The organism is Candidatus Kosakonia sp. 282A-S69 (assembly GCF_029433855.1).
Classification (GTDB): domain Bacteria; phylum Pseudomonadota; class Gammaproteobacteria; order Enterobacterales; family Enterobacteriaceae; genus Kosakonia; species Kosakonia cowanii_A.
On record NZ_JAROAU010000003.1, the window covers coordinates 1,062,478 to 1,085,767 of the forward strand.

Genomic DNA, 23,290 nt, shown 5'->3' on the forward strand with positions numbered 1-23,290 from the left:
AAAAGTTACGCCAGTTTGCAGGCGTCCGCCTCCCAGCGATAGCCCACGCCATATACCGCGCGAATAAAGGATTGCTCCTCATCCAGCGCTTCCAGTTTGCGACGCAGATTTTTGATATGACTATCGATAGTGCGGTCGGTCACCACGCGGTAGTCATCATACAGATGATTGAGCAATTGTTCGCGCGAGAAAACTTTACCCGGTTCGCTGGCGAGGGTTTTCAGCAGGCGGAACTCGGCAGGCGTTAAATCGAGCAGCTTGCTGTGCCAGCTCGCCTGGAAGCGACCTTCGTCGACAATCAGCGGGCTTTCGGCGTCAAGCTGCTGCAATTCGCGCTGCGGTTTGCAGCGGCGCAGGATGGTCTTCACCCGCGCGACCACTTCACGCGGGCTGTAGGGTTTGCAGATGTAATCATCAGCACCAATCTCCAGCCCCAGCAGGCGGTCGATCTCCTCGATTTTCGCCGTCACCATAACTATCGGCACATTGGAGAAGCGGCGGATTTCGCGGCAGAGTGTTAAGCCATCCACGCCCGGCAGCATCAAATCGAGCAGGATCAGATCCGGTGGCGTCTGGCGCACGTAACTGAGCACCCGATCGCCATGAGTAATCAGCGAAGGCGCATAACTCGCCGCGCGCAGATAGTCGATAAGCAGCTGTCCGAGCTTCGGTTCATCTTCAACGATCAGAATGCGCGGCGTGTTTTCATCAATAGGTAACTCTGTCATACATCTCTCGATTTTTCGCGTTCAAGCGGAAGTTCAACTGTAATGCTAACCCCGCCAAATGGCGAGTGCGCCGCATGGATAGCGCCCCCGTGCGCCTCCACAATATTCAGACAGATAGCGAGCCCCAGCCCGGAGCCACCGCTGGCACGATTGCGCGACCCTTCCGTGCGGTAAAAGCGCTCAAACAGGCGCTGTAACTGCTCGTCGCTCACCCCAGGCCCGCTGTCGGCAAAGCGCAGCAGTAGCGTGTTATCGCGTGGGATAAGCTGGATAAGCGTTCGCCCGCCGCTGTCGGTGTAGCGCAGGCTGTTCTCCAGCAGGTTATTAAACAGCTGCATCAGGCGATCGGGATCGCCAAACACCGTCGCGCTCTCCGGCAGCTCCAGCGACAGCGTCAGATTACGGCAGGCAAAGCGCTCGCGGAACGCGCCGGCAGCAATCTCCACCAGTGAGACGGCATCCACCGATTTTTTCTGATACGCCAGCGCCCCCTCATCGGACATCGAGAGCTGGTGCAGATCGTCTACCAGCTTGGTCAGGGTGGCGACCTCTGCCTGCAAGGAGGTGACCGATTCGGGGGTAAATTGCCGTACGCCATCCTGAATCGCCTCCAGCTCGCCGCGCAGCACCGCCAGCGGTGTGCGGAGCTCATGGGAGATATCGGCCATAAAGTCGCGGCGCATCTGCTGGTTCTTCTCAAGCGTGCTGGCGAGCTGGTTGAAGTCCTGCGCCAGCCTGCCAATCTCATCCTGGCTGCCCGGTTTCACGCGGGTAGAAAAATCCCCCGAGGCGAGCTTATGCGTCCCGTCCACCAGCCGTTTAACCGGCGCCAGCAGCCCGCGCGCCAGCGGGAAGGTGGCGATGGCGGCCAGCAGGGTGGCGAGACCGACAATCACCCAACTGGTGCGCCGTTGCTGGCGATCAAAGTTGATATCGGTGTTGCGCGTCAGCTTCTTCACCGGCGAGGCGATCACCCAGCCGACGGTGGCGTTATTCACTTTGATCTCGCGCTGCGAACCATCCACCGGCACCGGTGAATGCGGGCCTACCAGCACCCGTTTTTGCTGATCCAGCACCCAGAAGCGGGTGCGCCAGCCGTGGGGTGGCATATCCGGACGATCCGGCGGCCCAGCCTCTTCCTGCGGGGCCGGGCCGCGTCCGCGATCCGGGCCACCTGGCCCTGGGCGGCCATCATCATGCTCATTTTCCCGATCAAAGGAGCGCAGGATCTGGAAAATCATCCGGTCATTGTGGCGCAGGAACTGCCAGTCGCCGTGCTGGGTATACTGCTCGGCAAGAGTATCCGTTAGCATCTGTAAGCGCAGATCGTTGCCGCGCTTGATGTAATTCATAAAGTCATGCTCAAAGCTGATGCGCACCGCCCAGTGGGTGGCGAACAGCAGCAGAATGCAGGTAGTGAGGATTGCGAAAAAGAGTTTGGCCGTGATCCCCGGCCGCCAGAACCTCATGATGTTCTCCTGTTGCGACGGGCAATCACCGCGTTTTGGCTGGCGTCATCGGGGACGCGGGCGAAAAGGGCCGCCGGCAGCGCAATAATCACCGCCATCGTCAGATAGGTATAAAGAAAGACCTCGTGCGCCACGCCGCTGTCCGCCGGGAGATGCTGCTGACCGAAGAGGCCGAGCAGCAGACCGGCGACGCTGACGCCAATACTCATCGAGAGTTGCATAATCATCGACAGCATGCTGTTGCCGCCGCTTGCCAGCTCATCGGGCAGATCCTTGAGCGTCAGAGTGTTCATCGATGAGAAGCGCATCGAGTTAATCATTCCCTGGCAGAAGAGCACCACCGGCAGCAGGTAATACCAGCCGAGCAGCGCTGTTGCCATAAAGAGCAGGCTCACCAGCGCGAGGCCCAGGGTTGAGGCGACCAGCACGCGACGATAGCCAAAGCGGTTAACGACCTGCACAACAATACGCTTCATCCCCATGCTGCCGAGCACCATGGGGATCATCATCAGCCCGGCGTGAAACGGCGAAAAGCCGAGGCCAATCTGCAAAAAGACCGGCGTCATAAAGGGCAGCATGCCGCTGCCGATACGCCCGGCGAAGCTCCCGGTCAGCCCCAGCGAGAAGCTGCGGGTGCGGAACAGGCGCAAATTAAACAGCGCCCGGTCATTGCCCCTCGCGTGCAGCAGGTAGAAGAGGATCGCCGCCGCCCCCACCGCTACCAGCCCGCCCAGTTGCCAGAGCGTCAGGCCAAGACCACGGCTGCCATCGAGCGCCAGCGTCAGCGTCGCCATGCCGCCCGCCAGCAGCACGAAACCGGCAAAATCGAAACGGCGGGTTTGCAGGGTGTAGTTCGGCATCAGGCTTAAGGTGGCAATCGCCCCCATAATGCCGACCGGCAGGTTAATCAAAAAGATCCAGTGCCAGGAGGCGTACTCCACCAGAATACCGCCGAGCGCCGGGCCGAGCAGCGGGCCAACCTGGCCTGGCAGCGTCACAAAGGTCATCGCCGCCATATAGTGGGTGCGCGGCACGATCTTCATTACCGTTAAACGCCCAACCGGCACCATCATCGCGCCACCAAAGCCCTGCAACACGCGCGCCAGGATCAACTGATCGAGCGTGGCGGCCAGCGCGCAGTACAGCGACCCGGCGGTAAAGAGCACAATCGCCACGCAGAAGATGTTGCGCACGCCGACCCGGTCGGCCAGCCAGCCGCTCGCGGGCAGCATCACGGCAACTGTCAGCACATAGGAGACCACCACCATATGCATATGCAGCGGGCTCTCGCCGAGGCTTGCCGCCATCGAGGGGAGGGCGGTGTTAACAATGGTGGTATCCAGCGACTGCATAAAGAAGCCGAAGGCGACTATCCATAACTGCCAGCGGATCTGTTTCGGTAGCTCATTCATTCACTTACGGGCTCTCTCACTTTGCGACTAAACCGCGTGCGCAGACGATCGAAGAAGAGGTAGACCACCGGCGTGGTATAGAGCGTCAGCAGCTGGCTCATCACCAGCCCGCCGACAATGGTAATACCGAGCGGCTGGCGCAGCTCCGACCCATCGCCGCTGGAGATCACCAGCGGCAGAGCACCAAACAGCGCCGCCAGGGTGGTCATCATAATCGGGCGAAAACGCAGCAGACAGGCCTGGAAAATCGCCTCTTCGGCGCTCAGCTGCCCCTGGCGCTGCGCCTCGAGGGCAAAGTCGACCATCATAATGGCGTTTTTCTTCACGATCCCGATAAGCAGCATAATACCAATCAGCGCAATCAGGCTAAACGGCGCGCCAAACAGCTCCAGCGCCAGCAGTGCGCCAACGCCCGCCGACGGCAGGGTCGACAGAATGGTCAGCGGGTGAACATAGCTCTCATAGAGAATGCCGAGCACGATATAGACCGTGGCGATGGCGGCGAGGATCAGGATCACCTGCGAGTTCATCGTCTCCTGGAACACCTGCGCGGTGCCGGCAAAGCTGCCGCGCACGCTGGCCGGTACGCCAAGCTGGGTCATGGTGCGGTCAATCGCCTCGCTGGCCTGCGAGAGCGAGACGCCCGCCGGCAGGTTAAAGGCAATGGTTGAGGCAGCCGACAACCCCTGGTGGTTAACCGACAGAGGCGCATTCGCCGGTTGCCAGTGGGCAAAGTAGGAGAGGGGAATTGATGCGCCTGCATCGTTGATGATGTACATCTTATCCAGCGCACTGACATCCTGGGTGTAGCGCGGATCGACCTCCATCACCACTTTGTACTGGTTAAGCGGCTGGTAGATGGTGGAGATCTGCCGCTGGCCAAAGGCGTTATTCAGCAGGCTGTTCGCCGCCTGCACGCTGATGCCAAGCCGGACCATGGTTTCACGGTCATAGATGAGATTCATCTCCGCGCCGTTATCCTGCTGATCCGAGTTGACATCCGCCAGCTCCGGCAGCGCCGCCAGGGCTTTGCGGATCTTTGGCTCCCACTCGCGCAGGTCGCTTAAGGAGTCCGACAGCAGCGCAAACTGGTAGCTGGCATTGGCCTGACGGCCGCCGACGCGAATATCCTGCACGGCCATCAAAAAGAGGCTCGCGCCCGGCTCTTTCGCCAGCTTGCCACGCAGGCGGTCAATGACCTGCTGCGCCGTGGCGTGGCGCTGGTCGCGCGACTTAAGGGTGATAAACATCATCCCGCTGTTGACCCGCGAACCGCCGGTGAAGCCGGTGACGTTATCCACCGCCGGGTCCTCACGGATAATCTGCATAAAGTCCTGCAATTTACCGCGCATCGCCTGGAATGAAATGCTCTGATCCGCCTGAATGCCGCCCATCAACACGCCGGTATCCTGCTCCGGGAAGAAGGTTTTCGGAATCGAGATATAGAGCCAGATGTTGAGCGCGATGGTGCCGAGCAGCACCACACCAACCAGACGGGCGTGGTTAAGCACCCATTTCAGCGAGCGGGCATACTGCTGCTGGATACCGGTCAGCAGACGGCCAAAGCCTCTCTCCCGCGTGCGGCTACGCGGTTTATGCGCTTTGAGTAGCCAGCCGCACATCATCGGCGTCAGGGTGAGTGAAATCAGCAGCGAAATGCCAATCGCCACTGAGAGCGTCACCGCAAATTCGCGCAGCAACCGACCCGGCAGCCCGGCCATCAGCAGCAGCGGCAGGAATACCGCCACCAGTGACAGGCTCATGGAGAGCACCGTAAAGCCCACTTCCCGTGTCCCTTGCAGCGCCGCCTGTAGTGGCTTCATCCCCGCTTCCAGATGGCGGGAGATATTTTCCAGCACCACAATTGCATCATCGACCACAAAGCCGGTAGCGATGGTCAGCGCCATCAGCGACAGGTTGTTAAGACTAAAGCCGCAGAGATACATGGCGGCAAAGGTGCCAATCAGCGACACCGGCACGGCCACCGCCGGAATAAAGGTTGCCCGCCCCGAGCGCAGAAAGAGGAATACCACCAGGATCACCAGCGCGACTGAGATCACCAGCGTCTGCTCGACCTCCGCCAGCGAGGCGCGAATGGTCGGCGAGCGGTCCTGTGCGATTTGCAGATCGATGGCGGCGGGAATGGTCTTTTGCAGCTCCGGCAGGCGGGCGCGAATGCTGTCCACCGTCTGAATGATATTGGCTTCCGGCAGCTTGCGAACCATCAGCAAAATCGCCGGTTTGGCGTTGGTCATCCCGGCGTTGCGCACGTCCTGCACCGAGTCGGTGACGGTGGCGACATCGCTTAAACGTACTGCGGCGCCGTTCTTATGGTGAATAATCAGCGGCTGATACTCCGCCGCGGTTTTTAACTCATCATTGGTCTGCACCTGCCAGCGGTGGGCGCCATCCTCCAGCGCGCCCTGCGGTTTACGCACGTTGGCGTTGCTGATGGCCGTGCGCACCGCGTCGAGGGAAACGCCCTGGTTAAAGAGCGCCTGCGGGTTAAGATCGACACGCACTGCGGGCAACGAGCTGCCGCCGACATCGACATCGCCGACGCCCTCAATTTGCGACAGGGTTTGCGCCAGCTGCGTTGAGGCAAAGTCATACAGTTCACCCTGGGAGTAAGTATCCGAGGTGAGGGTGAGGATCATGATTGGCGCAGCGGAAGGGTTCGCTTTGCGGTAGGTCGGGCGGCTCGGCATGCCGCTCGGCAGCAGGCTCTGCGCGGCATTGATCGCCGCCTGCACATCGCGCGCTGCGCCGTTGATATCGCGGTCGAAATTGAACTCGAGAATAATACGCGTACTGCCAAGGGAGCTGGAGGAGGTCATCTCGCTTACCCCGGCAATGCGCCCCAGTGAGCGCTCAAGCGGTGTGGCGACCGACGACGCCATGGTCTCTGGCGACGCGCCAGGCAGCGAGGCGCTGACCATGATGACCGGAAAATCGACCTGCGGCAGCGGGGCTACCGGCAGCAGCCGGAAGCCGAGAATGCCGCACAGCGTGATGGCGAGCGAAATGAGGATCGTCGCCACCGGGCGGTAAATGAAGAGGGCGAAAAACTTCACTTACGCCTCCTCTTCACGCTGCGGAAAGCGCTTTTTCGCCGCCAGCGCCAGGCGGTCGAAGAGCAGATAGATCACCGGCGTCGTGAACAGCGTCAGCACCTGGCTTACCAGCAGGCCGCCGACCATGCCGATCCCCAGCGGGCGACGTAGCTCTGCGCCAACGCCGGTGCTGAGCATCAGCGGCAGTGCGCCGAGCAGCGCCGCCAGCGTGGTCATCAGGATCGGGCGAAAACGCAGCAGGCAGGCCTGGAAGATAGCATCGCGCGGTGACATGCCCGCTTCACGCTCGGCGGCGAGGGCGAAGTCGATCATCATGATGGCGTTCTTCTTCACAATGCCGATCAGCAGAATGATGCCGATAATGGCGATCACATCCAGCTCGCTGCCGGAAATCATCAGCGCCAGCAGCGCGCCGACGCCCGCCGTCGGCAGGGTAGAAAGGATGGTTATCGGGTGGATAAAGCTCTCATACAGCACGCCAAGCACGATATACATCGCTGCAATCGCCGCAACAATCAGCCAGATGGTGCTGCCGAGCGCCGCCTGAAACGCCAGCGTGCTACCCTGGAATTCGGTGCGGATATCGGTCGGGAAGTGGAGCGTCTTCTCGCTCTGCTGTACCGCGTCAACCGCATCGCCCAGCGAGTAACCGTCGGCGACGTTAAAGGAGATGGTGGTCGACGGGAACTGATCGAGATGGTTGATGCTGAGCGGCGCATAGCGCTGCTCGATTTTGGCAATTGACGACAGCGGCACCACGCCGCCTTCGCTGCTGGTCAGGCGAATATTATCCAGCCCCGCCAGGCCTGGCGTCTGCGTGGTGTCATGCTCCAGCACCACTCGGTACTGGTTCGCCTGCGTGTAGATCGTGGAGATCAGGCGCTGGCCAAAGGCGTTATAGAGCGCGTTATCAACATCCGCCATGCTGATACCGAGGCGGCTGGCGCTGTCGCGATCCACGTTGACATAGGCCACGAGTCCTTTGTCCTGCCAGTCGCTGCTGACATCCGCCAGCTGCGGCATCGTCTGCAATTGACTCACCAGTTGCGGCACCCAGGTGCTGAGCGCCTCGAGGGAGTTCGCCTGCAGGGTAAACTGGTACTGGGTGCGGCTGACGGTGGTATCAATGGTCAGATCCTGCGTCGGTTGCAGGTAGAGTGACATACCGGGCACATTTCCCGCCGCTTGCTGCAGCCGCTCGATTACCGGCTGAACCCGATCGTCGCGGTCCTCCAGCGGTTTAAGGTTGATCTGCAACCGCGCGCTGTTAAGCGACGGGTTCGTGCCGTCAACGCCGACAAAAGCAGTGAGGCTCTCAACGGCCGGATCGCGCAGGATAATATCGGCCACCTGGCGCTGGCGTTCCGCCATGCTGGCAAAGGAGGCGGATTGCGGCGCCTGTAGCGTGCCCTGAATAATGCCGTTGTCCTGGATCGGGAAGAAGCCTTTCGGAATAAAGATCCATAGCATCACCGACAGCACCAGCGTACCGAGGGCGACGCCAAGCGTCAGCCACGGATGATTAAGCACTCTGCTCAGCAGATGACCGTAACCGGCAATCACGCGCTCAAAAAAGCGCTCCGAGGCGCGAGAGAAACGGTTCTGCTTGCGCAGGGATTCCGCGCTCAGCATGCGGGCGCACATCATCGGCGTTAAAGTCAGTGACACCACCGCGGAGATAAGTATGGCAATCGCCAGCGTCACGGCAAACTCGCGGAATAGCCGCCCGACGATATCGCCCATAAACAGCAGCGGGATCAGGACCGCAATCAGCGAGAAAGTGAGGGAGATAATGGTAAAACCGATCTCGCCTGCGCCTTTCAGCGCCGCATTCAGCGGTTTTTCCCCCTTTTCGATATAGCGTGAGATGTTTTCGATCACCACAATCGCGTCATCGACCACAAAGCCGGTGGCGATGGTCAGCGCCATCAGCGTCAGGTTATTGATGGAGAAATCGAGAAACACCATCGCCGCAAAAGTACCAATCAGCGACAGTGGCACCGCGACGGCGGGGATAATCGTCGCCGGAATATTGCGCAAGAAGAGGTAGATGATCATCACCACCAGCGCAATGGCCAGCATCAGCTCAAACTGCGTGTCGCTTACCGAGGCGCGGATATTGTTGGTGCGATCCGAAAGCACTTTCACGCTGACGGATTTCGGCAGGCTTTCGGTCAGCTGCGGCAGCAGGGCTCGGATGTTATCTGCGGTATCGATAATGTTAGCGCCCGGCTGGCGCTGCACATTCATTACAATCGCCTGCTGCTTGTTCGCCCACGCGCCGAGCCAGCTGTTCTCCGCACCCTGTTCGACGGTAGCGACATCACCCAGACGGATCGGTGCGCCGTTCTGGTAAGCGATGATGAGCTTGCGGTACTCCTCGGCGGACTGCATCTGATCGTTAGCCGAGAGGGTGACGGCGCGGGTCGGGCCATCAAGGCTACCCTTCGCCGAGTTGACGTTGGCATTACTGATGGCGGTGCGCACGGTTTCACTGCTCAACCCCAGCCCGGCAATGGCCTGCGCGTTGAGTTTGACGCGCACTGCCGGACGCTGGCCGCCGGAGAGGGTAACCAGCCCGACGCCGGAGACCTGGGAGATCTTCTGCGCCACGCGCGTTTCCACCATATCCTCCACGCGCGTCATCGGCATGGCGGAAGAGGTGACCGCCAGCGTCATGATGGGTGGGTCGGCGGGGTTCACTTTGTTGTAGACCGGCGGGTTTGGCAAATCCGAAGGCAGCAGGCTGTTGGCGGCGTTCATTGCCGCCTGCACCTCTTGTTCGGCGACATCCAGCGGCAGGCTCAGCTGGAACTGTAGGGTGACCACCGACGCGCCGCCGGAACTCTGCGAAGACATCTGTTTTAAACCCGACATCTGACCAAACTGGCGTTCGAGCGGGGCGGTGATCGCCGAGGTCACCACATCCGGGCTGGCGCCAGGGTAGAGCGTAACCACCTGAATGGTCGGGTAATCGACTTCCGGCAGCGCGGAAACCGGCAGGAAGCGGTAGCCGATGATCCCGGCCAGCAGGATCGCCACCATCAACAGCGTGGTGGCGACCGGACGCAAAATAAACAGACGTGAGGGGCCACCCGTCCGGCCCGGCGGTAACAACTGCATCAGCCTTGTGCTCCTTTCGCCGGACGTTCCCGCTTCGCGGGCAGCGTTTCCGCCTCGCTGGCATCAACCACTTCGACCTGCGCGCCCTCTGTCAGGCGGTCAATACCGTCGGTGACGACGCGATCGCCTGCCGATAAGCCAGCGCTAATCACCACTTTCTGGCTATCCTGAATGCCCGGCGTCACCGTGTGTTTGCTGACCTTGTTCTTATCGTTCAGCACCCAGACGAAGTTGCCTTCATTACCCATCTGCAGCGCGGCGGCGGGGATCACCACCGCATCCTGCTGGGTGGCGACCAGCATACGGGCGTTGACAAATTGATTCGGGAAGAGGGCGTCGTCCTGGTTGTCGAAACGGGCTTTTAGCTTGATGGTGCCGGTGGTGGCGTCGATCTGGTTATCCAGGCTCAGCAACGTGCCGCTGCTGAGCTTCTGCTTGTTGGTGCGATCCCAGGCTTCCACTACCAGTTTCTGCCCATTTTTCTGCGCCTGCACCACGGTGGCAATGTCGCTCTCCGGCAGGGTAAAGATGAGATCGATAGGATGGGTCTGCGTCAGCACCACAATGCCGGTGGTATCGCTGCTGCTAATCTGGTTGCCGACATCAACCTGTTTCAGGCCAACGCGCCCGCTGACCGGCGCGGTGATGCGGCTCCACTCCAGCTGCAGTTGGGCGCTGGCGACGGAGGCTTCATCCGCTTTTACCGTGCCTTCAGATTCGCTGACCAGCGCCTGCTGGGCATCAAGATCCTGGCGCGAGACGAGGCTGGTTTTCGCCAGTTGCTGGTAGCGGGCAAGATCGCGGCGGGCGTTGGCAAGCGTCGCTTTATCCTTCGCCAGCTGCCCCTGCGCCTGTGCCAGCGCCACGTTGAACTCGCTGGGATCAATCTCCGCCAGCAGATCGCCGGCGTTAACCTGCTGCCCCTCCTGGAAATGGATTGCTTTAAGCTGACCCGAGACGCGGCTGCGCACGGTAACGGTATTCGCCGCGGTGATGGTGCCGAGGCCGGAGAGATAGCGCGGAACGGATTCGCGGGTGGCGGTGGCCGCCTGCACTGGCGGCAGCGCGCCGCGCATGCCGTGTCGACCCCCGCCCGAAGGCGCTTTTTGCCCGGCGTCCGTGGGTATTGATGCGTTGTGTGCGTAATAGTACCAGGCCGCACCTGCCAGTGCGATGACCAGTGCCGCGACAACGGTGCGGCGAAACGTGACTCGTCCTTTCATCGTTATAGGTATCTCTTTAAATCGAATGGCGAAGTAATAGTAGTGTAGTCACCCTGGCGCGCCGAAAAATGGAGGAAAAATGAAACACTGTCTGGAAACGTAGCCACGACAGATAATTTGCGTTAGGGAGATTTTGCAGCAGAAAGCGTGCCGGGTGAGGCCACCCGGCAGTAAGATCAACGGAAGACGACCTGCGCCCAGCGGGCCAGCCCCGCGGTCACCGAGCCAAAGTCATCACCACCGGCAATGGTAATGCCGGGGAGCGTTTCCGCCAGCGCTTTTTTGATAATCGGCGAGCGGGCGCTACCGCCGGTCAAATAGATCACATCCGGCGTCTCATTACTGGTTGCCAGCGCCAGCTGCACCTGCTCAATAATGCGCTGCAGCGGCTGGTTAAGGGCATTTTCCAGCCCCTGCTGATCGATGGCGGTGGCGAGGCTGTCGCTGATAAACGGCAGCGAGGCGGTTACCTGCTGCGTGTCGGAGAGGGCGATTTTGCTCTCCTCCGCGCTGCGTACCAGCCGGTAGCCGAGGCGCTGCTTCCATACTTTCACCAGCAGGGCGACCTTCTCGGCGTCGCGCGCATCGCGCAGTAGATCGTTTAACAGGCGACCGTTTGCCGTGCTGTAAAACTCCGTCTGCGCCGGAACATCATTAATCGCCACCGCGTTCCACCACGGCAGGATTGGCAGCGCAATCCCTTTTTCCGTCTGTCCGCCCATGCCGAGCAGTGGCATCAGGTTTTTGAACGCCAGCGCGATGTCGAGATCGTTCCCGCCAACGCGGCAACCGCTGTGGCCGAGCAGGCTGGCGCTGCGATCCGCTTTCTCACGCCACTGCGGACCCATCAGGATCAGCGAGCAGTCGGTGGTACCGCCGCCGATATCAACCACCAGCACACGCTTCTCTTCATTTAATGTCGCTTCAAAATCGAGGCCAGCGGCGACCGGCTCAAACTGGAACACCACCTCTTCGAAGCCTGCGCGCGTCGCAGCGCGCTCAAGAATACCCTGCGCCTGGGCGTTAGCCTCATCGCCGCCGAGCCCCTGAAAGTTGATTGGCCGCCCAATCACCGCCTGGCGAATCGTCTCAGGCAGCTGGCTCTCTGCCTGTTTACGGATATGCAGCATCATGGCGCAGACCAGATCCTCAAACAGCGCGATCTGCTGCGGTTTCAGGCCGCTGGCACCGAGAAAAGACTTCGGCGATTTGACGAAGTAGACCTCTTCCGGATCGCTCACATACTGGCGCAGTGAGGCAAGTCCGAACTGGACGCTGGCGGCGTTGACGTCAATATCCTCTTCGCGGTTGAAGCTCACCGCCCGGCGCAGCAGCGCCTGGGTTTCACTGCCCGTTGCCGGAACCTGATGGTGGCGATAGAGCCACTCGCTCACCGCTTCGCGCGTCGGCGCGCAGAGCATCGACGGCAGTAAGGTACTGTTATTTTCCATGGTCAGCAGGTGTGGCGCGTTGTCGCGCATCACCGCTACCGAGCAGTTTGCCGTACCGTAATCAAATCCAATAAACACCGTGCAATCCCCATGCCTGTGAAGAAGGGGGGCGACTTTAGCCGAATGCGTGCAGGGCGACAACCGGAATATGAAAGCAAGGCGAAAATTCCCTGAGTTGTTATGCTTTTAGCATTATCAGCGGGGAGATGGTATGTACACACTGCACTGGCAACCGCCCTATGACTGGGCGTGGATGTTACGTTTTTTAGGCGCGCGCGCCGTTGCGGGCGTGGAGGAGGTGAGCGAGACGCGCTATGTGCGCAGCTATGCCTTTCGCGGCCATCGCGGAGTGATTAGCGCCGAGCCGGATGAGACAAGCGCAACGCTGAAGGTCACTTTAAGCGAGGGGCTTGAGCCGATCGCCGAACACTGTTTACAGCGGCTGACGAGGTTATTTGACCTCTCCTGCGAGCCGGAGCGTATCAATATGCAGCTGGGCGAACTCGCCGCCGCGCGCCCTGGCCTGCGGCTGCCCGGCTCGGTCGATCCGTTTGAGCAGGCGGTGCGCGCGGTGCTCGGGCAACTGGTGAGCGTGGCGATGGCAGCAAAGCTGACGGCGAAAGTCGCACACCGATATGGCGAGGTGATGGATGAGGCGCCGGGCTTTATCGCTTTTCCCACCGCGCAGCAGATTGCCGCCGCCGATGCGGAGGTATTGAAAGGGCTGGGGATGCCGCTCAAACGCGCGCAGGCGCTGATTACCCTTGCCGAAGCTGCCTGTGACGGCACCTTTCCGTTGCAGAAGCCGGATGATGTAGAGCAGGGGGTGAAAGCGCTGCTTACCTATCCGGGGATTGGGCGCTGGACGGCGAACTACTTTGCGCTGCGCGGCTGGCAGGCAAAAGATATCTTCTTACCGGATGATTATGCGATTAAGCAGCGTTTCGCCGGTATGACGCCCGCGCAGACGCGCCGCTATGCCGAGCGCTGGCAGCCGTTTCGCTCTTATGCGCTATTGCATATCTGGTTTACGCCGGAGTGGTCGCCGGAGCCGCAGAACGATGCCCGATAACGCTCCGCTTATCGGGCCTGGGAGACGCGTGCCTGCTGTTCCGGGGCGGTTTTTGTCGGCCGGATAAGGCACTGCCGCCTTCCGGCAGTTAGTTGATAGCGAAATAACTGGTGTTGAGCATCAAATCCAGCGGGTGCGCCTGGGAGATGGTATCGCCATAGATAAGGTCAATGCCGATCCCGGAGAGGGTATCCATCATCATCGGCTGATGCGTCGGCCCGGCAATGCTCTTGAGCCCAAGGCGCTGCGCATGCCCCTGAATAATGGTCACCATCATCTCATCCATCAAATTACCGTGTACGTTAGAGACCAGCTCCGGCTCCAGCAGCAAGTAATCAGCCATATGCGGCGTAATGTGCTCGAAAATATCGAGATCGTGCCCGACACGGCTGAGGATAATGCGACACCCCGCCTGACGCAGACGTCTGAGGTTTTCAATCCGGCTATGGCTTTCGCGCACCAGCGCCTCCGCCGGGATCACCAGATGCAGCAGACGCCCCGGCATCGGGCCGCTCTCCAGCATGAGTAGCAGCTCATCGACCAGGCTGCTGCTTGCCAGCCCGTGCACAGAGAGGGGCAGGGCGACACCCAACCCTTTGGCGGTGATGGCGGCGGCATGTTTGTGGAAAAACTCATGGAAGACGCGCTGATCGAGGGCGCGAATCAGCTCTGGCTCGTGGAGGCCAGCGCGAAACGCATGCTCCTCCATCACTTCGCCTTCGCTGGTCCACAAGCGCAAAGAGAGCAGCCAGAAGTTACACGCTTCCGGAATCCGCGGCGAGGCGACGCCGCGCGCAATCATTAGCAGATGGTTCTCTTTAATGATGCGCAACTGCTCCTCCAGCGACATCATTGAGCGCTCATGCTGCACCAGGCTCTGCTGCGGTTCGTAGACCGTGACGCGGCCACGCCCGCTGTGCTTCGAGGCATAACAGGCGATATCGGCCTGCGACATCACTTCGGAAGCCTGATGGTTATACTCGTCGATAATCGTGATCCCGGCGCTGGCTCCGATACGGTGCTCACGCCCCTCCCAACTGAAGTGATAATCATTGATCGCTTCAATCATACGACCAGCGATATAACGCGCGCTTTCGACATTACACTCCGGCAGCAGCAGGCCAAACTCGTCGCCGCCCAGGCGGGCAAGAATATCCGTTGAGCGCAGCAGGCTGAGCATCAGCGTCGAGATCTCTCGTAGCAGCGTATCGCCAGCGGCATGCCCGGCGGTGTCGTTGACCGCTTTAAAGCGATCGAGATCGATAAACACCAGCGCATGACGCTGGTGGTACTCCTGCACCGACGACAGCAGGCGTTTAAGGTGCGCCTCGAAGCTGACGCGGTTCGCCAGGTGGGTGAGGGCGTCGTGCGAGGCGCTGTAGCTCAGCTGACGCAGCATTTTGCGCGACTCGGTCACATCCTGAATCACCAATACCGAGCCGATATTCTGCCCGTCGAGGGTGCTGAGCGGCGTAATGGTGTAGTGAATGTCGAAGCTGCCACCCGCGCGGCAGTGCAGCACCACGTCCTGTTCAATATCCGTACGCGACATATCGCCGCTGTGAATATTTTCCAGTACCGGACCGCTGTCGCCGAAGGTGATGTGCAGCACCTTCAGCAGAGGCTGCCCCATGGCGCTCTCCTGAGACCAGCCGCTCATCTTCTCAGCGACCGGGTTCATAAAGGTGACTCTCATTGCGACATCGGTACAGAGCACCGCTTCGCCGATGGAGTCGAGGGTGATGTGCAGCCGCTCCTTCTCCTGATAAAGCGCCTCGTTAAGTTGCTTCACCTCCGTCATATCCATGCTGACGCCGAGCAGCCGCTCGACCTCGCCCTGCTTGTTGAGCACGCGGTTCGCCAGCGAGCGAATATGGCGGATGCCATCTTTTACGGCAATGCGGAACTCGAGCTTGAAAGCGATGCGCGATGCCAGCGCGTCCCGGATCACCCGCTCGGTTTCCGGCCGATCTTCCGGCACAATGCGCTCATACCAGAGCTGCCAGGTCGGTTTGAGATGTGCAGGCACTTCATACATCTCAAACATCCGTTTATCCCAGCTGATGATGTCCGGCTCCAGCTCCCACTCCCAGATGCCGATGCCGCCCGCTTCGTTGGCAAGCGTAATGCGCTCCATCAGCCGTTTGTTGACCCATTCGGTCTGCTTCAGATCGTTAATATCTTCAACCTGAGCGATAAAGTAGAGCGGAGTGCCGTTGGCGTGCCGCACCACCGAGACCGCCAGCAACCCCCACACCAGATCGCCGTTGCGCGTGTAGTAGCGTTTTTCCATCGAATAACTGGCAATCTCGCCGCGCGACAGCTGCTGCAACTGCGCCATATCCCGGGCCAGATCTTCCGGCCAGGTGAGCTGCTGGAAGGTCATCAGGCGCAGCTCCTCCTGGCTGTAGCCGAGAAACTGGCACAGGGCTTTGTTGGCCTGGAGCCACTGCCCGTCGGTACCGACCAGCGCCATGCCGATGGCTGAATACTCCATGGCGTTACGAAAACGCGCTTCGCTCTCAATGATGTGCTTACGCTCGGTGCGAAAGGCGTACATCACCATGGTCATGACATGCACCGGCAGAAGGATCATCAAAAAGGGCAGCCACGGCGCGTTCATCATGACATCGGTTTTCGACGAACTGACGACGTTAGGATCGATAGCGAGCACCAGCGACGCCACCATCACCGTCGCGAGATAAATTAAGAAGGCCTCCACGCGCGGCAGGCGTACCGCGCTCCACATCAGTAGCACAATCACGGCGGTAAAGGGCCACGGCAGATAGTGCAGCGCCAGCCAGCTCAGCAGCAGCGTTAGCGTCAGCGTAGCCAGGGTTTCCAGCAGCAGTTTCGGGTTGCGGTGGCGCAGCAGGTAGTGAGGTTTGAAGAGCAGACCGAGCGGCACCAGCGCCAGCGCACCGATCGCTTCCGACAATACCCAAATAATAAAGGTGCGCAGCAGGTTATCCGTCGGCACCAGCAAGCAGATAAGCACCCCACCAATCAGCGGCGGTATAAGCACGCTGCCAATGGCCAGCCGTATCCAGTCGGCCAGATTTTTTAGCGGATTATAGGAAGGCAGCAGTTTGCGCAGCAGGATCGCGCCTGTGAAGGCTTCCACGATATTGACCAGCGTGTAGCGTAAATCGACAAATGATGGCGAAAAGAGTGCGACGGTGGCGGCGACATTCCCCAGCGCGCAGACGAGGGCGATGCCCGGCCACATCTTGCCTGCATGACGATAGAACGCCACGGTCATAATGGCGGTAGGGAACCAGAGCGGCGCAATAATGGTGCCAAATCGAATCAGCTCAAGGGAGAAGAGCGTAAAGATAAAAGAGAGCAGCCCAAGACTTACTAGCCGCAGCACGGGATGTGGTGTGGTAACCAAAACGTGTTGGTATTGTTTTTTCATTACCGCTTTATCCGCAACCCTGTGCCGTCCGACACGGCGGCCGACGAATGAAATGAGAATGTCGGATTATGCTAGTACAAACAATTTACAATTCCTATGGCGTGCGCTCATAAATTGACATCATAGTGTTATTAATTACTTAGTGAATGCTCAAAACGCGCCCGGTGCGTCATTTTTACCCACCTTGCTGAGAAAAAAAGCGTGTAGATTGGCGAAAAATGCCGCCATTTTTGCTTATCGCCCTGACTGGCGCTTTCGACTGGTATCGCGGCGGTGAAATCCCTATAATTGCCGCGTTTGACGCTACGGCGTCTTCCTTCCTTTACATCCAGGTTAATCAGGTCCCTAAATTTATGACTGATCAGTCACATCAGTGCGTCATCATCGGCATCGCCGGCGCATCTGCTTCAGGTAAAAGTCTTATTGCCAGTACGCTTTACCGCGAGTTGCGCGAGCAGGTGGGTGATGAACACATTGGCGTTATTCCCGAAGACAGCTACTACAAAGATCAAAGCCATCTGTCGATGGAAGAGCGTGTAAAAACCAACTATGACCATCCAAGCGCGATGGATCACAGTCTGTTATTCCAGCACCTTCAGTCGCTTAAGCGCGGCGAATCCATTGAGTTACCGGTCTACAGCTATGTTGAACATACCCGCACTGCGGAGACCATTCGTATCGAAGCCAAAAAAGTCATCATTCTGGAAGGGATCCTGCTGCTGACCGACTCTCGCCTGCGCGATGAGATGAACTTCTCCATTTTTGTCGATACGCCGTTGGATATCTGCCTGATGCGCCGCATCAAACGCGATGTGAATGAACGCGGGCGCTCGATGGATTCGGTAATGGCGCAGTACCAGAAAACCGTACGTCCGATGTTCCTGCAGTTTATTGAACCCTCCAAGCAGTATGCCGATATCATCGTGCCGCGCGGCGGCAAGAACCGTATCGCAATCGACATCCTGAAAGCCAAAATCAGCCAATTTTTTGAATAATACATGTTAGGCTGTCAAACTCAGTGTTAACTACCCGTCCCCTGAGGCTTTTTCAGGGGCGTGTCGCACCAAAGGAGAATGTGCTATGCGTCTTTGTGACCGCGATATCGAAGCCTGGATGAATGAGGGCCGACTCGCAATTAACCCGCGTCCGCCGGTAGAACGAATTAATGGCGCGACCGTGGATGTCCGTCTGGGCAACAAATTCCGCACATTCAGTGGTCATACCGCAGCTTTTATCGATCTGAGTGGGCCGAAACAGGAAGTAAGCGCCGCCCTCGATCGGGTGATGAGCGATGAGATTGTCCTCGCCGATGGCGAAGCCTTTTTCCTCCATCCGGGCGAACTGGCGCTGGCGGTGACCTATGAGTCCGTCACACTGCCGGCGGATCTGGTTGGCTGGCTTGATGGCCGCTCGTCGCTGGCGCGATTAGGTTTGATGGTGCACGTGACCGCGCACCGTATCGATCCCGGCTGGTCTGGCTGTATCGTGCTGGAGTTCTATAATTCAGGCAAACTGCCGCTGGCCCTGCGCCCCGGCATGCTGATCGGCGCGCTTAGCTTCGAACCGCTCTCCGGTCCGGCCGAGCGCCCTTACAACCGCCGCGAAGATGCGAAATATCGCGATCAGCAGGGCGCGGTTGCCAGCCGTATCGATAAAGACTGAGCAAGTTATCTCTGCAGAGGACGCCATGAGAAGAGTGTTAACCACGCTGATGATTCTGTTGGTCGTGCTGGTTGCCGGCCTGTCAGCGTTGGTGTTGCTGGTCAACCCCAACGATTTCCGTGCTTATATGGTGCGTCAGGTTGAAGCGCGTAGCGGCTATCAGTTACAGCTTGAAGGCCCCCTGCGCTGGCACGTCTGGCCGCAGCTCAGCATTCTCTCAGGGCGCATGACCTTAACCGCGCCGGGTGCGCAGACGCCGGTAGTAAAAGCGGACAATATGCGCCTCGATGTCAATCTCCTGCCTCTGCTTTCCCATCAGCTGCATGTTAAGCAGGTCATGTTAAAAGGTGCGGTGATCCAGCTCACGCCGGATTCTCAGGCCGCAGTGGATAAAGACGCGCCGGTCGCGCCGCGTGAAAATACCCTGCCGCAGGCTGAAGAGGATCGCGGCTGGTCCTGGGATATCGGCAGCCTGCAAATAGCGGACAGCGTGCTGGTGTTACAGCATGAGAACGATGAGCAGGTGGCGGTGCGCGATATCCGGCTGCAGATGGAACAGGATGAGCAGCACCAGGCGTCGCTGGAGTTCTCCGGGCGCATCAACCGTAATCAACGCGATTTGACCCTTGCCGTGCGCGCGAATCTCGACGCGCACGACTATCCGCATCAACTCTCTGCAGTGGTGGATAGCGTCAAGTGGCAGCTGCGCGGCGGGGATGTGCCGTCCCAGGGTATCGAAGGCGAAGGTCAGCTGCAGGCACAGTGGCAGGGCGAACAGCAACGCCTGGCGCTGAGCGCGCTGAAGCTGCGCGCCAATGACAGCGTCCTGACCGGCAATGGCAGCGTGACGTTCGGCACGCTGCCGGTCTGGGTGCTGGATCTGCAGTTCGATAATCTCAATCTCGATAATTTGTTGCCGCCGAAAAATAGCGTGACAGATAACAGCGCGCCGGATCAACAGGGGCAGGCGCAAAGCCGCCCGCCGCGTCCGGTGATCGCCAACAGTGCCGATGTGCCGCACTTTGACGGCCTGCGTGATTTCACCGCCCAGGTAGCGATCACTGCAAAAGCCGTGCGCTGGCGCGGGATGCAGTTTGCCGATGTCAGCGGGCAGTTCAACAATAATGCCGGCCTGCTCGCCATTCCAACCCTGCAAGGGAAGATGGGCGCCGGGCAGATCTTCTTGCCGGGCCAGCTTGATGTGCGCCGCGATGTCTCGCGGGCGGTGTTCCAGCCGCGCCTCGACAATGTCGAGATTGGCGACATTCTGAAAGCCTTTAATTATCCCATCGCGCTTACTGGCAGCCTGTCGATGGCGGGCGATTTTTCCGGCCCGAGCATTGATGCTGAGGAGTTCCGCCGTCTGTGGCAGGGCGAAGCGCATGTTGAGCTGAAAAATAGCCGCATGGAAGGGCTCAACTTCCAGCAGCTGGTGCAGCAGGCTGTGTCGCGCAGCACGGATGTGCAGACGCAGGAGAAATATGACACGGCAACCCAGCTCGACAGCTTTAGCAGCGATCTGGCGCTGAAAGCGGGGCAGATGACACTGAGCAATATGCAGGGCAGCTCACCGCTTATCTCCCTTACCGGCGAGGGCAAAATGGATCTGGTTAAGGAGCAGGCAGACACCCGCTTCAATATCCAGGTGCTGGGTGGCTGGCGAGGGGAGAGTGAGCTTATCGACTACCTCAAAACGACGCCGATCCCGCTGCGCGTATATGGTCAGTGGCAGGCGCTCAACTACACTCTGCAGGTTGATCAGCTCCTGCGTAAGCATCTGCAGGATGAGGCGAAGCGCCGCCTGAGCGACTGGGCCGAGCGCAACAAGGATAAGCAGAGCAGCAAAGATGTGAAGAAGCTGCTCGATAAGATGTAAGTGTGATGCCATCGGGCAACAGGCCTGATGGCGGCTTCGCCTTCTCAGACTTACGGGCTTTATGTGGATATTAAAGGCGCCCCGCTAAGGCGAGGTGCTGGAGCAGCATAATGGTTTTGCCATCGGCAATCTCCACCACTTCAATATCTTCCCCCTCCTCGGCCAGACCGCCGCCATTGCCGATGCGGCGGCTCTCATCATATTCGGCGATAAAAAAGTGCAGCTTTTCGCTGACCGAGCCGGGGCTCATCCAGGCTTCAAAGACCTTTTCGACCCGCTCTAAACGGTAGCCGGTCTCCTCTTCAGCCTCCTGTTTTATGCGCGTCTCCGCGTCCAGCTCATCCAGCAGCCCGGCGGCGGCTTCCAGCAAAAAACCGGCATGATCGTTCACAAACAGCGGTAAGCGAAACTGCCGGGTGAGGATCACGCTGCGTTTAGTGCGGTTATAGAGCAGGATGGTTGCGCCATTGCCGCGGTCATAGACTTCGCGGCTCTGCCGCTGCCATTCGCCGTCACGGCGGCGGAAATCGAAGGTGTACTTTGTCAGCTTTCCCCAGTCCTGCGACAGCGGAACCGCCTTAATAATACGTGCTTGTGCCTGTTCAGATTGCATAGATGCTCCTTTTTTGCCTGTGCAGGTATCATATCGTGCAAATTCGTGCGTAAACAAGATTTTTCATGCAGCGGCGAGGCGCGCAATGGTGTCAGCCAGACTTGGCCGATTTAGCTCTCTGGAAGGGGAGGGGAAAACCGGGGCGTACCCCGGCGGGTTTACACTTCGTAGTCTGAGGGAATGTCGCTTGCTACGGGGATCAGTTGCACTTTCTGCACCCGGTGGCTCTCAACATCCAGCGTTTTCAGGCGGAAATCGCCAATCGTGACCTCCTCGCCAGGGGCGGGAATACGCTGCAGATGCTCCATTAACAGCCCGGCAATCGTGTGGTAATCGCGTTTATCATTCAGCGGCAGCGGCACATACTGAATCAGATCTTCCAGCGGCATATGGCCGTTTGCGGTCCAGCTGCCATCACTGTTTTTCTGAATATCATGGCGAGCGTCAATCTCTTCCACCTCGTTAGGCAGGTTACCGGCGATAGTCTCCATCACATCACTTAATGTCACCACTCCTTCAACCGAGCCGAACTCATCGACCACAAAAGCGAAGTGGGTACGGGCATTGCGGAACTGCTCCAGCGCCTGCAACAGCGGCAGCCCTTCCGGGAAAACCAGCGGCTGGCGCACCAGCACACGCAGATCCAAGGGGTCGCCATGCAGGGACTGCTGCAAGAGATCGAGAATATGCACCACGCCGAGCAGCGACTCCTCCTGCTCGCCGCCGGTGACCACGATGCGGGTATGCTGGTTCTTATCCAGCAGGGCGCGAACCTCGGCTTCCGGCGCATTGAGATCGATATGTTCGATATCGTGACGGGAGGTCATGATGCTGCTCACCGTGCGTTGATTGAGGTTCAGTACGCGCTCAATCATTCGCCGCTCCTGCGGATTGAAAATCTGCGCATCGTCGCTGTCGCCCAGCATAGAGGCAGTTTGCGCATCCAGCTCCGCATCCTCTTTACGCCCGCTAAGCAGACGCATCACCGCTTCGGTGGTGCGCTGGCGCAGCGTGTGGTTGGCAAACAGGAAGCGGCGACGGTTAAAGATAGCGAGCTGATTGAGGGACTCAATCATCACCGAGAAGCCAATCGCCGCATAGAGATAGCCTTTCGGAATATGGAAACCAAAGCCTTCTGCCACCAGGCTAAAGCCAATCATCAGCAGGAAACTGAGGCAGAGGATCACAATTGTCGGGTGATTATTGACGAAGCGGGTGAGGGCTTTACTCGCCAACAGCATCAGCGAGATGGCGATAATAACGGCAGCCATCATCACCGCCAGATGGTCTACCATACCGACGGCGGTGATCACCGAGTCGAGAGAGAAGACTGCGTCGAGCACCACGATCTGTGCAACCACCGCCCAGAACTTTGCCCCGCGCCGCTGGCTGGGGTTATCACTGTCTTTTCCCTCAAGCCGTTCGTTCAGCTCAACTGTCGCTTTAAACAGCAGGAACAGGCCGCCAAACAGCATGATGAGATCGCGGGCGCTAAAGCTTAAACCCCGCACGGTGAACAGCGGTTGCGTGAGTGTCACCAGCCACGAAATGGAGGCGAGCAGCACCAGGCGCATCAGCATAGCGAGAATTAAACCCGTCGCGCGCGCGCGGTCGCGCTCTGCGGGAGGTAATTTTTCCGCCAGGATGGCGATAAAGACCAGGTTATCGATACCGAGCACTAACTCAATAACCACCAGTGTGATCAGCCCGGCCCAGATTGATGGATCAGCAATCCACTCCATTGTTAGCGTAAAACCTTATATAAGATGACACTTGTCACAAACAGATCATGGGTAACTTTCATGGCGAATGCAATGCCGCCTGCGATTAATCTTATTTAATAAGATATTTAAGAGTTATTTAATTCCATTCCCTCACCGTGATTAAGTTTATTTATAACTATTTAAGATGCGAATTTAGGAACTATCGCATGGGGCAGGCTGCATCCCCAAGTTGTCAATATAAGTTAATTCCTAAAAGTGAGAAAACCTGACGTTAATATTATTCTTAAAAAAGCTTCAGTCGGGAGATGCCGCCTTGCCTGCCTTTGCCTTAGCTGCAACAATTCCACCAGCATCTTTCAAATATACCTGCGATGTTAATTTCCACGTTGTTATTCGACGCGGAAAAGGATACCCGCCGTATTTAGCGCGCGCCACAGTGGGCGCC

At 58.8% G+C, this 23,290-nt stretch carries 14 protein-coding genes; 4 read left to right on the forward strand and 10 right to left on the reverse strand.

Translation table 11 applies throughout. The features are described from left to right. Positions 1–5: 5 nt before the first annotated feature. The 7 genes from baeR to yegD form a co-directional block, all read right to left on the reverse strand. A complete protein-coding gene (gene baeR / locus PU683_RS10695) occupies positions 6–728 on the reverse strand; it encodes an envelope stress response regulator BaeR (protein WP_277171443.1) in 723 nt (240 codons plus the stop codon). Continuing rightward, positions 725–2,197 (reverse strand): envelope stress sensor histidine kinase BaeS, encoded by a 1,473-nt coding sequence (baeS, locus tag PU683_RS10700; protein ID WP_277171444.1) that lies wholly within the window; start codon positions 2,195–2,197, stop codon positions 725–727. The genes baeR and baeS overlap by 4 nt, the downstream gene beginning before the upstream one ends. Then, entirely contained in the window at positions 2,194–3,609 is a 1,416-nt protein-coding gene (gene mdtD / locus PU683_RS10705) for an MFS transporter (protein WP_277171445.1), read from the reverse strand. Before mdtD ends, baeS begins: the two co-directional genes overlap by 4 nt. Further along, on the reverse strand, positions 3,606–6,683 hold the full coding sequence (mdtC, locus tag PU683_RS10710; RefSeq protein ID WP_277171446.1) for a multidrug efflux RND transporter permease subunit MdtC: 3,078 nt from the start codon (positions 6,681–6,683) through the stop codon (positions 3,606–3,608). The genes mdtD and mdtC overlap by 4 nt, the downstream gene beginning before the upstream one ends. Continuing rightward, the gene (locus PU683_RS10715) at positions 6,684–9,806 is read right to left on the reverse strand and encodes an MdtB/MuxB family multidrug efflux RND transporter permease subunit (protein WP_277171447.1); all 3,123 of its coding nucleotides are present in this window, start codon (positions 9,804–9,806) and stop codon (positions 6,684–6,686) included. After that, complete coding sequence (locus tag PU683_RS10720; protein ID WP_277171448.1) at positions 9,806–11,029, reverse strand: MdtA/MuxA family multidrug efflux RND transporter periplasmic adaptor subunit; 1,224 nt, start codon at positions 11,027–11,029, stop codon at positions 9,806–9,808. Before PU683_RS10720 ends, PU683_RS10715 begins: the two co-directional genes overlap by 1 nt. Positions 11,030–11,205: 176 nt before the next feature. Beyond that, a complete protein-coding gene (yegD, locus tag PU683_RS10725; protein ID WP_277171449.1) occupies positions 11,206–12,558 on the reverse strand; it encodes a molecular chaperone in 1,353 nt (450 codons plus the stop codon). A gap of 133 nt (positions 12,559–12,691) precedes the next feature. Between yegD and alkA the strand changes: the two genes are divergently transcribed. Further along, entirely contained in the window at positions 12,692–13,552 is an 861-nt protein-coding gene (gene alkA / locus PU683_RS10730) for a DNA-3-methyladenine glycosylase 2 (RefSeq protein WP_277171450.1), read from the forward strand. Between the two features lie 88 nt (positions 13,553–13,640). Here the strand turns inward: alkA and PU683_RS10735 are convergent, their stop codons facing one another. Then, on the reverse strand, positions 13,641–16,970 hold the full coding sequence (locus tag PU683_RS10735; RefSeq protein ID WP_277171451.1) for a diguanylate cyclase: 3,330 nt from the start codon (positions 16,968–16,970) through the stop codon (positions 13,641–13,643). Between the two features lie 353 nt (positions 16,971–17,323). Here PU683_RS10735 and udk point away from each other — a divergent pair, with 353 nt between their 5' ends. The 3 genes from udk (at position 17,324) to asmA (ending at position 20,508) form a co-directional block, all read left to right on the forward strand. Then, the gene (udk, locus tag PU683_RS10740; RefSeq protein ID WP_023479149.1) at positions 17,324–17,965 is read left to right on the forward strand and encodes a uridine kinase; all 642 of its coding nucleotides are present in this window, start codon (positions 17,324–17,326) and stop codon (positions 17,963–17,965) included. A gap of 85 nt (positions 17,966–18,050) precedes the next feature. Then, positions 18,051–18,632, forward strand: coding sequence for a dCTP deaminase (dcd, locus tag PU683_RS10745; RefSeq protein WP_277171452.1), 582 nt, complete (start codon positions 18,051–18,053; stop codon positions 18,630–18,632). Positions 18,633–18,657: 25 nt separating this feature from the next. Continuing rightward, on the forward strand, positions 18,658–20,508 hold the full coding sequence (asmA, locus tag PU683_RS10750) for an outer membrane assembly protein AsmA (protein ID WP_277171453.1): 1,851 nt from the start codon (positions 18,658–18,660) through the stop codon (positions 20,506–20,508). Positions 20,509–20,578: 70 nt separating this feature from the next. Here asmA and PU683_RS10755 read toward each other — a convergent pair whose 3' ends face one another. Both PU683_RS10755 and PU683_RS10760 read right to left on the reverse strand, forming a co-directional pair. Beyond that, entirely contained in the window at positions 20,579–21,121 is a 543-nt protein-coding gene (locus PU683_RS10755) for an NUDIX hydrolase (protein WP_277171454.1), read from the reverse strand. A 158-nt stretch (positions 21,122–21,279) separates the two neighbouring features. Continuing rightward, positions 21,280–22,863, reverse strand: a complete 1,584-nt coding sequence (locus tag PU683_RS10760; RefSeq protein WP_277171455.1) for a TerC family protein — start codon at positions 22,861–22,863, stop codon at positions 21,280–21,282. Positions 22,864–23,290 lie beyond the last annotated feature (427 nt).